Consider the following 15,380-nt stretch of genomic DNA (forward strand, 5'->3'; position numbering starts at 1 on the left):
TAGCGCGATTTTATGATATCTGTTGAGCAGGCCATAGATATAGTTCGAATAAACACCAAACCCATAGCTGCTTTTGAATTAAAAAAAGTTAAGGATGCTTATGGAGATATTTTATTTGAAGATGTTTTGTCTCCCATAAACATGCCTCCTTTTAGGCAATCTGCAATGGATGGTTATGCGCTGCACTTAAATGGTAGCGATAGTTATAGAATTATAGGCGAAGTCAAAGCAGGTGATGGTCATCATCCAATTCTCAAACCAGGAGAAGCTATTCGGATTTTTACAGGCGCTCCTGTACCTGATACAGCTAATGCATTGGTGATGCAAGAAAAAACAGCGGTTGATGACACCCGTTTAAAGCTTAAATCAGAAGTAGTCCAAAATGAAAATATACGGCCTCTTGGGGAACAAGTTCTAAAAGGTCAAACTGCATTAAATAAGGGCACACATTTGACAGCAGCAGCCATAGCATTTTTAACTTCTCTTGGCATAACTGATATTAAGGTCTATAAAAAGCCAACTATTGCAGTTGTGGTCACTGGTAATGAATTGGTAGAAGCTGGACAGCATCTCGCTTACGGACAAATTTACGAGAGTAATGCCACCATGTTAAGTGCTGCTCTTAAATGCTTGGAATATAACAATGTATCGATTCACAAAGTAAGTGATGATTATAAAAGCACTTTACATCTATTAAATCAAGTGATTTCTGATTATGATGTAATTTTAATATCTGGAGGAATTTCAGTTGGGGATTATGATTTTGTAGAGAAAGCACTTGACGAAATTGGTGTAGAACAATTGTTTTACAAAGTGAATCAAAAACCTGGTAAACCTTTATTCTTTGGAAAAAAAGAAAGTAAAACCGTATTTGCGTTACCCGGTAATCCTGCCGCCGCATTAAGTTGCTTTTATGTATATGTCTATCCTGCTTTGCAAAAAATGCGTGGTCATTTAGACTTTTCATTGACAAAAGCAAAGGCAATTTCTAAATCCAATTTTACCATTAATGTAAACAGAGCTCAATTCCTTAAAGCTATATATACAAATGGGGAAGTTGAAATTTTAGATGGCCAAAACTCTTCGATGTTACATACATTTGCCCTTGCTAACGCTCTAGCATATGTTCCTGAAACCTCTGGTTCAATAAAAATAAATGACATGGTTGAAGTTATTCTTTTTCCAATAAATTAAACGATCATGGATTACAAAATTAAAAGTCGAATATGGATTGAAGCCGATGGAAACATTTTACTCGGTGAGGGTCGCGTACATTTAATAAAAGCGATAGACCAAACAGGTTCCCTATCAAAAGCGGCCAAATCCATGGGCATGTCGTACAAAAAAGCCTGGTCATTAATTGATGCTGTAAATAAACGAGCAGAACAGCCCGTTATAATTTTAAGCACTGGTGGCAAAGGAGGTGGCGGTGCCCAATTGACACCTTACGGCAAATCTCTAGTAAGCACTTTTGAAACCATTAACCAAAATTGCTGGGAATTTTTGGATGAACAACTGGTCATTATTGAAAAATTTTAAGCTAATTAATAAAATGAGCAAAAGTTAAAAGTATTTAAAGTGCCTAAAAAATGAAGGATGGAAAATAAGGAATTCGCCAAAAAACTTGAATTGAGAACACTTCAATTTGCTGTTTCTATTATTAGTTTATCGGCTTCATTACCAAAATCGGCAGAAGCTTTGGTTATCAGAAATCAATTATCGAAATCTGGAACGAGTATAGGTGCCAACTACAGAGAAGCAAATCGCTCAAGGAGTAAAAAGGATTTTAAAAATAAAATTAATATTTCAGTAAGTGAAGCAAGCGAAACAGAATATTGGCTAGAAATCATTTTAGAATTGAATTGGTTAGAGCCAAATGCTTTAAAAGAGATTATGAAAGAGTCCAAAGAGCTATTGGCTATTTTCACTTCCATTTCAAATAAACTTTAAATACTTTAGACACTTATAACTTTAGACACTTATAAATTCAAATGTTACAAACCGAACACATATTAATATTTCTACTCATCCTTCCGGTTGTTGCATTTTTATATGCCACAGTAGGTCACGGTGGTGCAAGTGGTTATTTGGCCTTAATGGCTTTATTTTCATTTGCTCCCGAAACCATGAAACCCACTGCCCTATTACTTAATTTGTTTGTTGCTGGCATTGCGTTTTATCATTATTATAAAGCTGGATATTTTAAAATGAAATTATTCTTACCATTTGCCATAACCTCAATACCCTTGGCTTTTATAGGTGGAATGATAACCATAGATGATTCTATTTATAAAAAGATTTTAGCCTTTTTGTTAATTTTTGCCATTCTTAAACTTTTGAATGTTTTTGGTAAGGAAAATACCGAAATCAAAGATTTAAAACTATGGCAAGGCTTGATAGTTGGTGGTATTATTGGTTTCTTTTCAGGGCTCATTGGAATTGGTGGCGGCATCATACTAACCCCAATAATTTTGCTATTACACTGGGGAAACATGAAAGAAGCTGCTGCTGTATCGGCTTTGTTTATTTGGGTAAATTCGGTGTCTGGACTGTTCGGACAATTTACCAGTGGCGTAACCTTATCTTTACAATCGTTTGCTCTGGTTGCCATTGCCGTAATTGGAGGATTTATTGGAAGCTATTATGGTAGCCGAAAGTTTAACAATCAAGGGTTGCGAAATCTATTGGCCATTGTATTAATTATAGCTTGTGCCAAACTAATTTTTGCTTAAATGATAGAACGAAATAACATAACTGGACTAATTTTGGCAGGCGGAAAAAGTTCCAGAATGGGTACGGATAAAGGATTTCTTAAGTTGGAAGGTATTACTTTTATGGAACGTATTATTGAAACTATCCGACCATATGTCAACGAAATAATAATAGTCAGTCATAACAGTGATTATGATCAATTTGGATTTAAACGAATTGAAGATAGCATCAAAGATGCAGGCCCATTGGCAGGCTTGTATACGGGATTACATCATTCAGAGACTGAATACAACCTAGTTTTGAGTTGTGATGTTCCTTTGGTAAATAGTGCAATTTTAGATAAATTGTTTGAAGGAATTGACACAACTTCAGAGGTCATTCAATTGGAAAGTGATGGTAAAACCATGCCACTTATTGCCATTTATAAGAAAAAGTGCCAACATCGTTGTTTGGAAATGTTGCAAAGTGGAGAACGACGTTTACAGGTGGCTGTTAAACAGTTTAAAACTAAAACAAGAACCATTGATTCAGAACTGAATCCATTTGTTAAAAACATAAATACTTTAGAACAATTTAAAGCCTTGGAACATGAAATTGAACGTTAAATATTTTGGACTATTAGCTGAAATCACGGGCTGCAATGAAGAAACTATAGCCTTTAATGGCACAACACTTTATGAGTTGGAAGACTTGGTCTTTAAAAAATATCCTGCCTTGCAAAAAAAGGAATATCAAGTGGCACATAACAACGAAATCGTGAACAGCGATACAAAAATAACCGCTAAAGAAATTGCATTTTTACCACCTTTTTCAGGAGGATAAACTATGAGTAGGTACAACAGACATATTATTTTATCAGAAGTTGGACAAGAAGGCCAAGACAAGCTCTCTAAAGCTAAAGTGTTGGTGGTTGGTGCCGGAGGCTTAGGGTGTCCCGTATTGCAATATTTGGCTGCAGCAGGTATTGGCACACTTGGTATTGTGGATTTTGATGTAGTAGAAGAATCCAATTTACAACGGCAGGTTTTATTTGGGACTTCATCTATTGGAAAAAACAAAGCCTTGGCAGCAAAAGATAGGTTGGAAGATTTAAATCCTACTATTCTCATCGATACCTATCCTAAAAAATTGACTTCAAAAAATACTTTAGAACTATTCAAAACATATGACATTATTATGGATGGCACTGATAATTTCGCGACCCGATACCTCATCAACGATTTTGCCATTCGTTGTGGCAAACCGGTGGTATATGGTGCTATTTATAAATTTGAAGGTCAGGTTTCAGTGTTTAATTATAACAACGGACCTAGTTATCGCTGCCTATTCCCTTCCCCTCCAACAGACACTACCGCAATCAATTGCTCTGAAATTGGAGTATTAGGAGTTTTGCCAGGTATCATTGGCACCATGATGGCCAACGAAGTGCTAAAAATGATCTTGAATATTGAAACTGTGCTGTCAGGAAAACTACTTTGTTATTCCTCAAAAACTGCTGAAACCACCATTTTAAAAATCAGCAAAAATCAAAACAATTTTGAAAAGGTTTTGAATGAAAAGGAAGATTTGGCATTAATTTATATGGATGGAATTTGCAGCAATCCGGAAATCGAAATTTCTGAACGACAAATGCTGCTCATGGAGCCTATTCAAATTATTGATGTTCGTGAAGCCAATGAACTTCCAAAAATTGAATTGGAAAATTGCACCCAAATTCCTTTAGCCACTTTGGAGCAAAATATCGATAAATTAGATATAACAAAAACCTTGGTTTTGTTTTGCCAAACTGGTGTACGAAGCCTAAAAGCAGCGAATGCTTTACGCAAAAAAAACATCACCGACTGCTTTAGTTTAAAAGGAGGTGTTTCAACCTTAATGGAAGGATTAAAAATAAAAGTATGATGGACAAAAAAGTAAAAAACGTATTTATTAATGGTGCTATTTCTTCTGAATTTATAGGAGAATCTATTGCCAAGCACCAATCCAAAACTAGTATTGGTGCACATAATATTTTTCTGGGTCAGGTTCGGGCCGATGAGATTGACGGAAAACTTATTTCAGCCATTGAATATACCGCTTATGAAGACATGGCCAACGCGAAATTTCATGAGATACGTGAAGCCACTTTTGAAAAATTCAATTTGACCTGCATGCATATTTACCATAGTTTGGGAACGGTAAAGACAGGAGAAATCTGCCTTTTCGTATTTGTGTCCTCACCTCGAAGAAAAGAGGTATTCAAGTCTTTGGAATATGTAGTAGAAGAAATCAAAGCTAAAGTTCCTGTATTTGGAAAAGAACTATTTGAGGACAATACGCATCAATGGAAAGTGAATACCTAATGATTAAATTACTCAACAATAAAACAACTCAACAATAAAACATGGTCGATATCACAAACAAATCCAATACTCTTCGCGTTGCTACTGCGCAAGCTATTGTCAAGGTAAGCAAGGCAGAAACCATTAAGGCTATTGAGCAAGATACGGTTCCGAAGGGTAATGTATTCGCTATGAGCAAAGCTGCCGGATTGTTGGGCATTAAAAAAACACCCGATTTGCTTCCCGATTGCCATCCCATTCCTATTGAATTCGCCGGAATTGATTATGACATTGACGGACTTGAAATCACCATAACCTGCACCATAAAAACCATCTACAAAACTGGCGTAGAAGTAGAAGCCATGCATGGCGCTAGTGTTGTCGCCCTGAACATGTATGACATGTTGAAACCTATTGACAAAGGTGTTGAAATACATCACATAAAATTGTTGAAAAAGAAAGGTGGAAAAACAGATTTCAAAAGTCGTTACCGAGAGCAGTTAACAGCTGCTGTGGTTGTTTGTTCCGATACTATTTCGAAAGGCCAAAAGGAAGATTTAGCAGGAAAGGCCATTATTGAAAAGCTGAAAGCTTCTGATGTTTCCATTTCAGATTACATTATCATTCCTGATGAAAAAGAAACTATACAGAACAAAGTTAAACATTACGAAAGTGAAGGGATCGATCTCATTATTTTTACTGGTGGCACGGGCTTATCCATGCGAGATGTTACTCCTGAAGCACTTGATGAACTCATTGAACGCAAAATTCCTGGTATTGAAGAAGCCATAAGAAGCTATGGTCAAAACCGAACGCCTTATGCGATGCTATCACGAAGTGTGGCAGGAACTATAGGCAATTCGTTGGTTTTAGCATTGCCTGGCTCTACCAACGGTGCAAAAGAATCTATGGATGCTATTTTCCCATCAATCTTACACGTTTTTGGTATTTTAAAAGGCGAAAGACATAACTAATGAAGAAAAAACAAAACATATTACAAGACACTTTTGGAAGAGAGCATAGTTATCTGCGTATTTCACTTACCGAACTCTGTAATTTACGCTGCACTTACTGTATGCCGGCTGAAGGTGTCCAACTCTCGCCCAAGGCACATATCATGACTTTTGAAGAAGTCTATACCATTGCCAAAACATTTGTTGAACACGGTGTCACGAAAATTAGGTTGACAGGTGGCGAACCCTTGGTGAGAAAGGATGTAGACGTTATTCTGAAAAAATTAGCTACACTTCCTGTTGAATTAGCCATAAGCACCAATGCTGTCACAGTAGACCGGTTTATTGATACTTTTAAAGCTTGTGGCATCAAAAACATTAATGTGAGTTTGGATTCCTTGAATCCTGAAAAGTTCAATCAGATTACCCGTCGTAATGATTTCAAAAAAGTATATGAAAATATTCATTTATTGGTTCAAGAAGACTTCAAGGTGAAGCTCAATGCCGTATTGATGAAAAACTTTAACGACAATGAAATCATCGATTTTATTGAACTCACCAAAGAACTTCCAATTTCAGTTAGGTTTATAGAATTCATGCCATTTGACGGCAACAAATGGAACAAGGAAAAAATGGTGTCCTATGCTGAAGTCATGGAAATAGTTAATTCAGCTTTTGATGAGAATACTGTGATAAGAATTCAAGATGCGCCAAATGACACTTCCAAAAACTACAAAATTGAAGGTTATAAAGGGAGTTTTGCCGTCATCAGTTCGGTAACCAATCCGTTTTGTGATTCCTGTAATCGATTAAGGCTTACTGCTAATGGCCGTATTAAAAATTGTTTATTTTCTTCAACTGAATCCGATCTATTGACCCCACTTCGTGAGGGAAAAGATATTGAACCCATCATTCAAAAAGCGGTTCAGGCGAAATTCAAAATCCGAGGTGGCATGGATACCCTCGAAAAATTGGAAGAACCCAAGTTACACACTCAAAACAGAAGTATGATTACTATTGGTGGATAATACCGTAAAATGATATTTTACTTTATTGCCTTTTTAATCAGGGACAAAGTTTTGGTTGTATAGTTAAGCTTCAAGGCCACTTCATGTCCTTTCTCTGACATTTTTTGCCATGTTTTCCTTAAGATGTCTACCACTTTTTCTTCTTCATGTTTGGCGGCAAATTCTTCAAAATAATAGTCCAGAAAAACTAGGCAAATCACATCTTCCAATATTTGGGATTCCTTATCTTTTTTAATCATTTTCTTTTGAATCAAAAAAGAGACCCTATCAATAAATTCATGGTCATAACCAACTTCTTTTAAAATTTCTGAAATCAGTGCAGCATGCATATTTTTCAAGACTTCTCGCCATTTGATATAGCCTATTTTATCCATTGAATAGTCTTCCCTTGGAATTTTCCACCGACAAATATGTTGGGCATGTGCTGCAACACGAAGCGCTTCAGATGCGTTGGGGTGAAATTGCAAAAGCCGTTGGGACATGCGCATCGAATACAACACCTCTTTTGAAAATTTAACTCCAAAACGATGATACAAATTAATATCTTCTGAATTTTTCTTGTCAATTAAAGCTATGGCACATTCAAATTTATTTGGTTCCATATAATTTTATGTTTCAATAGTGATTTTCACACTTTTGGATGCCGGAGTTTTTGCTGTATGTGCAAAACTATCTAAAGGGACTAGAACATTGGTTTCAGGGAAATAGGTTGCACAACAGTTTTTCGGGATTTCGTAACCTACAACTTTAAAGTTTTTTGCTTCTCGAGTGACACCTTTATAATTAGATTTTAAATGAACAACCTGCTTTTCTCTCAAACCACGTTGTTTCATGTCGTCACGATTCATAAAAATAATGCGCCGTTCATTATAGATACCGCGATACCTATCGTTTAAACCGTAAATAGTCGTGTTAAATTGGTCGTGACTCCTGATGGTCATCATCATCAATTCATCATCCTTTAACTCCCAACCAGGCAATTTATTAATGCTGAAATGTGCCTTTCCTGTATTTGTTTTAAATTCCCGGGTTCTAGCACCATTTGGTAAATAAAATCCCGAGGGTTGCATTAATTTGGAATTGTAATCTTGAAACCCTTCAACTACTTCCTGAATATCATCACGCACCATGTTATAATCATCTACGTAAGCCAACCAATTGATTTTTGTCCGGCCTTTTAATGTTGCATAAGCCAAATTACAAACTACAGCAACTTCACTCATCAATAAATCCGAACACGGCTCTAAAACGCCTTTGGTTGAAGATACAATGCCCATAGAATTCTCAACACTTTGTATCTGCACTCCTGTTTTTTGATAATCCTTTTCAGTACGGCCTAAACATGGTAAAATTAGTGCTTCCTTACCTGTAACCAAATGCGATCGGTTGAGTTTGGTACTAACATGGACCGTTAAGTTACAGTTGGATAACGCTTCAGCCGAATAGCTCGTGTCCGGGACAGCTGAAATAAAATTTCCGCCTAAACCAAAAAACACTTTTGCCTTTTTCTCGTGCATCGCTTTTATGGCGTCAATGACGGAGTACCCGTGTTTTGACGTTGGCTTAAATCCGTATTTATTTTCAATTCTATCCAAAAAGGCTTGTGGAGCAGATTCCCAAATACCTACGGTTCTATCGCCTTGAACGTTTGAATGTCCGCGAACAGGACATGTACCAGCACCTTCTTTTCCTATACTTCCTTTCAGCAGTAATAAATTGACAAGTTCTCGAATATTGTCAACGGCATTTACGTGCTGCGTTAAGCCCATGGCCCAACAAATAATAATTTTATTATGATTTAATATGAGTTCAAAAGCTTCATTAAAAACATTTTCTGAAATACCTGACAGCTTTAAGCAATCTTCAAAATTATAGCGCTTTAAATCTGAAATAAACTCATCATATCCATCAGTATAGCCTTCAATAAATTCTTTATCAAAAACTGCTGCACTTTCTTCTTCCTTTTCTAATAATTTCAACAATATGGCCTTTAAAAAGGCAACATCGCCATTGATGCTTATTGGCACATGAACATCGGCAATAGTTGTTCCTCCAGAAATTAATTTCAATGGATTTTGCGGATTTGTGAACTTAATTAGGCCAACTTCAGGCAAAGGATTAACCGCAATTATTTTTCCTCCATTGGTTTTACACTTTTCTAAAGCCGTTAGCATTCTGGGATGGTTAGTCCCAGGATTTTGACCTATAACTATTACAAGTTCGGCCTTATATAAATCATCAAGCGTGACTGAACCCTTACCAATTCCCAAAGTTTGTGATAAAGCGCTGCCACTGGCTTCATGGCACATATTTGAGCAATCGGGCAGATTGGATGTCCCAAACTCCCTAACGAACAATTGATATAAAAAAGCAGCTTCATTGGTTGTTCTACCAGAAGTATAGAAAATTGCTTCATCAGGATGATCCAGCGCATTTAAATGTTTGCCCACTTTCTCAAATGCCTCTCCCCAAGTTATAGGCTGGTAATGTGTAGCCCCAGCGGGTAAATACATGGGACGCGAAAGTCGACCCGATTTACCAATTTCGAAATCAGTCCAACTAGATAATTGGCTTACACTATGTTTTTTAAAGAAATCACTATCAATTAAGTTTTTTTGGGCTTCTTCGGCAATAGCTTTAATGCCATTTTCACAATACTCACCCAATGAAGAACGCTCATCGTCTGGATCTGGCCATGCACAACCTGGACAATCAAAACCACCTTTTTGATTAATTTTGAAAGCCAGTTTTACAGCATCCAATGGTTTCATGTATTTAGAAACCTGATGAACTGATGATTTGATGGCGTCAAGACCAGCACTTGTTTTAGGTGGTGTTGAAACCTTTAAACTGGTAAAGGTTTCGGGAGTTTTGGCGTTATCTTTTGAAGGCACACTCATTTTAAGTTTTGAATTTTAAACGATATTCCTTTTCATAGTCTTCTAAAGTATCTAAATCTACGTTTTTTACTGGAGGAACTAAAGTTTTTACCAAGGATTGATGCTTTTTTATAAACTGTTTTGCACCAATATCACCTTTTAATTTTGAAAGTTCCTCAAAATAAAGGGCATCAAATAAAACAGGAACGCCTTGTATGAATTCGTCATAAGCAGTTGCTAAAATTTGCTTTTGGTCAGGGTTAAAACCATGTATCATCTTCTTTAAATAGTCACTGTCAATAAAAGGTTGGTCTGCCAAAACAATAAGTACGCCATCAAATTGGGTAGAAGATTCTAGAAGAAGTCGCACTCCTGAAGCAATTGAGGTTCCCAAACCTTGCGCCCAATCCAAATTGTTTAAAATTGTAACCGGATAACTTTTAATCTCATTTTGTAAAGAACTAAAGTTAGCTCCTAAAACCACGACGATTTCATCCGCATTAAGCTTAAGCGCGGTTTCAATTGTGTGTCCCAACAAGGTGCTCTTTCCCCAATTAAGAAGTTGCTTTGGCTGCCCCATTCTAGTGGAGCTTCCAGCTGCTAAAACGAGTATGGCAATTTTGGACACGACGTGTATTTTAAAAGCTTAAGTATGAATACGTCCCAATTTTTCTTTGAGTGGCATGGGCGTTTGCGCTCTAATCACCGATAAAATTTCTGAAATTATTGAAATTGCAATTTCTTGAGGCGTTTCGGCTCCAATATTTAATCCCGCTGGTCCATAAAGACGATCTAAAAACGATTCTTCAACATCTGGACAATATTCTATGAATTGAGACAATAATTTTTCACGGCGTTTACTAGGCCCTAAAAGTCCGATGTATGCTGGCTTTGTATCCTTTATTTCTAACAAATATTTTAAATCATTTGCAAAATTATGAGACATTACTACAATCGCCGTTTCATTATCAATAGAATTTAGCTCCAAGGTATCTGGTGAGACCGAAAAAAATGCGGTCGCTCCAGGAAAATCCTGAATACTTTTGGACTCTAAAGGTCCTGAAACCACGGTTACTTCCCATCCGTTAAAATGTGCCAATTTACACAGTTGAACAGCATCGTGTTCAGCTCCAAAAATGATGAGTTTAAAACACGGCTGAAGTGATTCCGTAAACACTGAAAGTGATCCTCTAGCTTTGGTGTGGGTTGAAAGATTATAAACTTCATTATTGATTTGAATATCAGAACCCAAACCTTCATGCTCTCCAACAGCTTTGGAATAAAAGCAATTGATGTTAAACGGATTACGGTTTAACAAAGCATTTTCAAAAGCTTTAAAGAACCTTTTTTCAGGAGAAAACTCTTCTATCAAAATATATAAAATCCCTTCACAACCCAATCGATATCGTCCATCATAGGTCATCATTTTTGGTTTTCCGGTTTTAAAAACGGATTCCGACTGTCGCAGCACGTCTTTTTCAACACAACCACCACTCACTGCACCAATCATGGTTCCATTCTCGAGTATCAACATGCGTACTCCAGGTTTTCGATATGAAGATCCGTCTAAATCAACCACAGTTGCTAAAACAGATTTTAAGCCTTCGTTTTTGGCAATTAGATAATGCTCAACAATAGTCTTGAATTCGTGCGTCATAAATGGTATATCAGATTAGCCTATAATTTTTTCTGGCTTCAAATATTTTGCAAAAGGCTGCTGCGTTAAACGCTGACCAGTTGCCGCATAAATGGCATTGGCTAAAGCACCAACCGCGGGCGGTAAACCAGGCTCTCCTAATCCAGTTGGGTCAATTTCGTTTTCAACAAAAAACACTTCTATCTCTTCAGGAGCTTGCGAATGACGAATTAATTGATATTTATCAAAGTTCGATTCATTAGCAGCACCATTGCTAAATGTTAGTTCACTATACATGGCGTGGCCAATACCATCAATAACCCCACCTTGAATCATATTTACAGCGCCATCAGGATTGACGACAATTCCACAATCCACAGCACACCATACCTTTTTGACTTTAGGATGCCCATTTTCCAGAACCAAATCAACGACTTCGGCAACATAAGTAGAATGGCAAAAGTATGCCGCCACACCACGATAAACGCCTGGTAGTTTTTCACCCCAGTTGGATTTTTCCTTGACTAGCTTTAGAACACCTGCGTAACGCTCTGCATCATATTCGTTCTTTTCTCCAACAGGATTATTTATGGCACGATCAAATAATTCTAATCGAAAATCTATAGGATCCTTTCCTGCCAATTCAGCCACCTCATCTAAAAATGATTGTTCTGCACCAGCCGTAAAATGCGATCGTGGTGCTCGCCATGCTCCTGTTGTGACATTGGTTTCGGTATTAATTTTTTCAGCTAAATAATTATCTACCGTTCCTGCAGGAAAACGATTTGGGAAAATAGGTCCTTCAGGCAATCCCACTCCTTTCACAGAGAATGCTATAAGGTTATTATTTTCGTCCAGACCAGCCTTATAAGTAGAACGATATGCAGGACGATAGGTCCCTTGTGTCATATCATCTTCTCTTGAATAAATAAGTTTAACGGGCTTACCTATTTTTTTAGATATAACAGCTGCTTCTAAACCATAATGTACATAAAGTCGTCTTCCAAAACCACCTCCCATACGCGTCATGTTAACCGTAATGTTTTCAAGAGGCATATTTAATAATTTTGAAACCGATTTCTCTAAAGGTTCGGGCATTTGTGTTGGGCCAATGAGCTCTGCCGAATTTTCGGTAACATTAGCAAAGAAATTCATGGGCTCCATAGTATTGTGCGCCATAAATGGGGAGGTATACGTACGCTCTATAACTTTAGCGGCCTTTTTAAAAGCGGCATCAGGGTTGCCATCTTTTCGAGCTTGATCAACATTGCCTGATCCAGAGGCGAGTGCTTGCTCTAGCTTTTTTGAATGCATCTCGGAGTTTTCCAATTCACTAACGGTTTCCCAATTGGCTTTTATAGCTTTTTTAGCTTTCATTAACTGCCATGTAGAATCTCCTACAATAGCTATAAGTTGAAGAAAACCCTTTTCATCATTCCAATCTGGTTCATCGATGGATATGTCTACTATAAATGCATCAGAAACACCTGACATAGCTTTGATTTCATCTTCATTGAAATCTATAAGCTTCATTCCAAAAGCGGGAGGATGTTGAATCATTGCTAACTTCATCCCTTCCCTCGTAAAATCTAAACCAAATAAAGGTTCACCTGTGACAATTTTTGATCCGTCAACATTCTTCTTACTGGTACCTATTAATTCAAAATTTTTAATTTCTTTTAGTTCAACCTCTTCCGGAATTTCAATCCCTACCGCTTTTGAAGCAATTTCTCCATAACCAATGGTGCGTTCGCCATTCTTCTCTTTAATAACACCTTTGTCAACGGTTAAATCTCCTACAGGAACACTCCATTCCTTTGCAGCAGCTTCTAACAACATGCGTCTCGCAGTAGCACCTGCCAATCGCAAAGCGTTCCAACTTAATCTAATGGACAAACTACCTCCAGCAAACTGATTTTGATAGAAACCTGTATTTAAAGGTGCTTGTTCAACAACAACATTATTCCAATCGACATCTAATTCTTCTGCCACAATCATTGGCATTGAGGTCCTAACGTTTTGTCCAATTTCAGGATTTGGTGAATATATGGTGACTAAACCTGTATCACCTATTTTTATATAACCATTGATTTCAAACCATTCATTTGGAATGGCAATTTTTTCTATTTTTTTCTCCGAAGTACAACCTGTTAACCAGCTAAACCCGATAAGCATTCCTCCGCCTGCGGCTACTGATACTTTCAAAAATGAACGACGATTATATTGTGTTTTTACGAGTGTCATGACTTTTTCTTTTTAGAGTTTTGATGCCGTTTTGACAGCTTGCTTTATTCTTAAATATGTCCCACATCTACAAATATTTCCACTCATAGTTGTTTCAATTTCCTTATCAGAAGGGTTTGGATTGCTCTCCAATAATGCGGCTGCGGTCATAATTTGCCCAGCTTGGCAATAACCACATTGTGGAACATCATGTTCTAACCACGCTTTTTGAACAGGGTGATCACCCTCTTTAGAAAGTCCTTCAATGGTGGTGATTTTCATGCCTTCAGCTTGAGATACTTGTAATAAACAACTACGTGTTGCACTACCATCTACATGAACTGTGCACGCACCGCATTGACCAACACCACAACCATACTTGGTACCTACCAAGCCTATTTCATCCCTCAATACCCATAATAAAGGCGTATCGGAATCTACTTCAACAGATCGTTTTTCCCCATTGATTTTTAAACTGTACTTTGGCATATTTAGAAGTTTTAATTAATAATATTATCTGAAAAAAGAAGATTTCTCAAGGTGTTCCATAAAAATACTAAAAAAAACAGAGTTTAGTTTAGTTTAACAAAGAATTAAGTACCAAGCACTCAAATTAATTTTGGTGTCAGTTGAGATATCGAAAATATTAAGTTAAAACAAGGTTAAAGCGACTCTACAAATTCTAAAGCTCGTTTTTCATTGTAGTAACAACCATTATAGGTAACAAATCCAACATGACCACCATGTTGCGGCATTTCTAAAAATACATTCGAGTTATTTTTAGCGGCTTTCACAGGATAACACTCTGGCGATAAAAATGAATCGTTTATGGCATTGATGATTAGTGTGGGCGTTTTTATACTATGGATAAATTGTAAACTACTAGATTTGGTATAATAGTCTAATGCATTTTTAAATCCATGGGCTTTGGAGGTGTAAATTTCGTCAAAATCATTAAGGGTTTTGATTGAATTAAGGGTTTCAACACTTAAATTATTGGGATGTTGTATCTGCTTTTGCTTTAATCTGCGAACTAGGTAGCGCCTGAAGTTTTCGTGAAAAAGTATATTTTTTAATTTATGCAATTCCTTGGCAGATCCATTTAAATCACAGGGTACAGACACAGCGACGATAGCTTTGATTTGTTCTGGAATTTCATTACGTTCACCTGCATATTTTAATGCCAAATTAGCTCCAAGACTAATACCTTTTATGTAGATATCGGTATATTGTTTTGATTGTGAAATGTGATTTACAACTTCATCTAAATCTTCGGTAGCTCCCGAATGATAAGAGCGGTATTTTAAGTTTAATTCACCACTACATCCTCTAAAATTAACAGCGACAGCATCAATACCATTGTCATTAAACAACCTTGCTGTTCCGGTAATATATGGGCGCTGGCCATTTCCTTCTAATCCATGTAGTAAAATAATAAGCTTATTACTTTTCTCTTTACCATAACTCCAATCGAGATCCATAAAATCGCCATCTGATAGAGTTATACGTTCACGTTGCTGCTTAACCCCTTTGACTTTCCTAATTAATCCTGAATAGACTGTAGAAACAAATCCGTTTCTAAAAAAATAAGGTGCTTTGTAGGAAGCTTGAAGTATTGGCATGTTTTG

17 protein-coding genes are annotated in these 15,380 nt (G+C 36.9%); 10 read left to right on the forward strand and 7 right to left on the reverse strand.

Translation table 11 applies throughout. The annotated features are described in order from the left end of the window. Positions 1-12 precede the first annotated feature (12 nt). From ACFO5O_RS06950 to moaA, 10 genes are read left to right on the forward strand one after another with little or no spacing between them, the layout of a single operon-like run. Complete coding sequence (locus ACFO5O_RS06950) at positions 13-1,194, forward strand: molybdopterin molybdotransferase MoeA (RefSeq protein WP_387962245.1); 1,182 nt, start codon at positions 13-15, stop codon at positions 1,192-1,194. Between the two features lie 6 nt (positions 1,195-1,200). Next, on the forward strand, positions 1,201-1,539 hold the full coding sequence (locus ACFO5O_RS06955; RefSeq protein WP_387962247.1) for a winged helix-turn-helix domain-containing protein: 339 nt from the start codon (positions 1,201-1,203) through the stop codon (positions 1,537-1,539). A 57-nt stretch (positions 1,540-1,596) separates the two neighbouring features. Further along, the gene (locus ACFO5O_RS06960; RefSeq protein ID WP_387962249.1) at positions 1,597-1,950 is read left to right on the forward strand and encodes a four helix bundle protein; all 354 of its coding nucleotides are present in this window, start codon (positions 1,597-1,599) and stop codon (positions 1,948-1,950) included. Positions 1,951-1,991: 41 nt separating this feature from the next. Continuing rightward, positions 1,992-2,732 carry a sulfite exporter TauE/SafE family protein gene (locus tag ACFO5O_RS06965; RefSeq protein ID WP_387962251.1) on the forward strand — a complete coding sequence of 247 codons (741 nt, stop codon included), beginning with the start codon at positions 1,992-1,994 and terminating at the stop codon, positions 2,730-2,732. After that, on the forward strand, positions 2,733-3,317 hold the full coding sequence (gene mobA / locus ACFO5O_RS06970; protein WP_387962253.1) for a molybdenum cofactor guanylyltransferase: 585 nt from the start codon (positions 2,733-2,735) through the stop codon (positions 3,315-3,317). Then, positions 3,301-3,534, forward strand: a complete 234-nt coding sequence (locus ACFO5O_RS06975; RefSeq protein WP_387962255.1) for a MoaD/ThiS family protein — start codon at positions 3,301-3,303, stop codon at positions 3,532-3,534. The genes mobA and ACFO5O_RS06975 overlap by 17 nt, the downstream gene beginning before the upstream one ends. Before the next feature lie 3 nt (positions 3,535-3,537). Further along, positions 3,538-4,614, forward strand: a complete 1,077-nt coding sequence (gene moeB, locus ACFO5O_RS06980; RefSeq protein ID WP_387962257.1) for a molybdopterin-synthase adenylyltransferase MoeB — start codon at positions 3,538-3,540, stop codon at positions 4,612-4,614. After that, entirely contained in the window at positions 4,611-5,054 is a 444-nt protein-coding gene (locus tag ACFO5O_RS06985; protein WP_387962259.1) for a molybdenum cofactor biosynthesis protein MoaE, read from the forward strand. The genes moeB and ACFO5O_RS06985 overlap by 4 nt, the downstream gene beginning before the upstream one ends. 41 nt (positions 5,055-5,095) lie before the next feature. After that, positions 5,096-6,007 (forward strand): bifunctional molybdenum cofactor biosynthesis protein MoaC/MoaB, encoded by a 912-nt coding sequence (gene moaCB / locus ACFO5O_RS06990; RefSeq protein ID WP_387962261.1) that lies wholly within the window; start codon positions 5,096-5,098, stop codon positions 6,005-6,007. Next, positions 6,007-7,014, forward strand: coding sequence for a GTP 3',8-cyclase MoaA (gene moaA / locus ACFO5O_RS06995; protein WP_387962263.1), 1,008 nt, complete (start codon positions 6,007-6,009; stop codon positions 7,012-7,014). Before moaCB ends, moaA begins: the two co-directional genes overlap by 1 nt. A gap of 17 nt (positions 7,015-7,031) precedes the next feature. Here the strand turns inward: moaA and ACFO5O_RS07000 are convergent, their stop codons facing one another. From ACFO5O_RS07000 to ACFO5O_RS07030, 7 genes are all read right to left on the reverse strand, one after another. Beyond that, complete coding sequence (locus tag ACFO5O_RS07000; protein WP_387962265.1) at positions 7,032-7,616, reverse strand: DUF4202 domain-containing protein; 585 nt, start codon at positions 7,614-7,616, stop codon at positions 7,032-7,034. A gap of 6 nt (positions 7,617-7,622) precedes the next feature. Further along, positions 7,623-9,914, reverse strand: coding sequence for an FdhF/YdeP family oxidoreductase (locus ACFO5O_RS07005; RefSeq protein WP_387962267.1), 2,292 nt, complete (start codon positions 9,912-9,914; stop codon positions 7,623-7,625). Position 9,915: 1 nt separating this feature from the next. Continuing rightward, positions 9,916-10,521: a nucleotidyltransferase family protein gene (locus tag ACFO5O_RS07010; protein ID WP_387962269.1), complete on the reverse strand. Its 606-nt coding sequence runs from the start codon at positions 10,519-10,521 to the stop codon at positions 9,916-9,918. An 18-nt stretch (positions 10,522-10,539) separates the two neighbouring features. Next, positions 10,540-11,550: an XdhC family protein gene (locus ACFO5O_RS07015; RefSeq protein ID WP_387962271.1), complete on the reverse strand. Its 1,011-nt coding sequence runs from the start codon at positions 11,548-11,550 to the stop codon at positions 10,540-10,542. Between the two features lie 15 nt (positions 11,551-11,565). Beyond that, complete coding sequence (locus ACFO5O_RS07020) at positions 11,566-13,773, reverse strand: xanthine dehydrogenase family protein molybdopterin-binding subunit (RefSeq protein WP_387962273.1); 2,208 nt, start codon at positions 13,771-13,773, stop codon at positions 11,566-11,568. 12 nt (positions 13,774-13,785) lie between these two features. After that, positions 13,786-14,241: a (2Fe-2S)-binding protein gene (locus tag ACFO5O_RS07025; RefSeq protein WP_387962275.1), complete on the reverse strand. Its 456-nt coding sequence runs from the start codon at positions 14,239-14,241 to the stop codon at positions 13,786-13,788. Between the two features lie 173 nt (positions 14,242-14,414). Continuing rightward, positions 14,415-15,374 (reverse strand): YheT family hydrolase, encoded by a 960-nt coding sequence (locus tag ACFO5O_RS07030; protein WP_387962277.1) that lies wholly within the window; start codon positions 15,372-15,374, stop codon positions 14,415-14,417. Positions 15,375-15,380 lie beyond the last annotated feature (6 nt).

Origin of the sequence: Geojedonia litorea, assembly GCF_042654525.1 — a bacterium.
GTDB classification, from domain to species: Bacteria; Bacteroidota; Bacteroidia; order Flavobacteriales; family Flavobacteriaceae; genus Geojedonia; species Geojedonia litorea.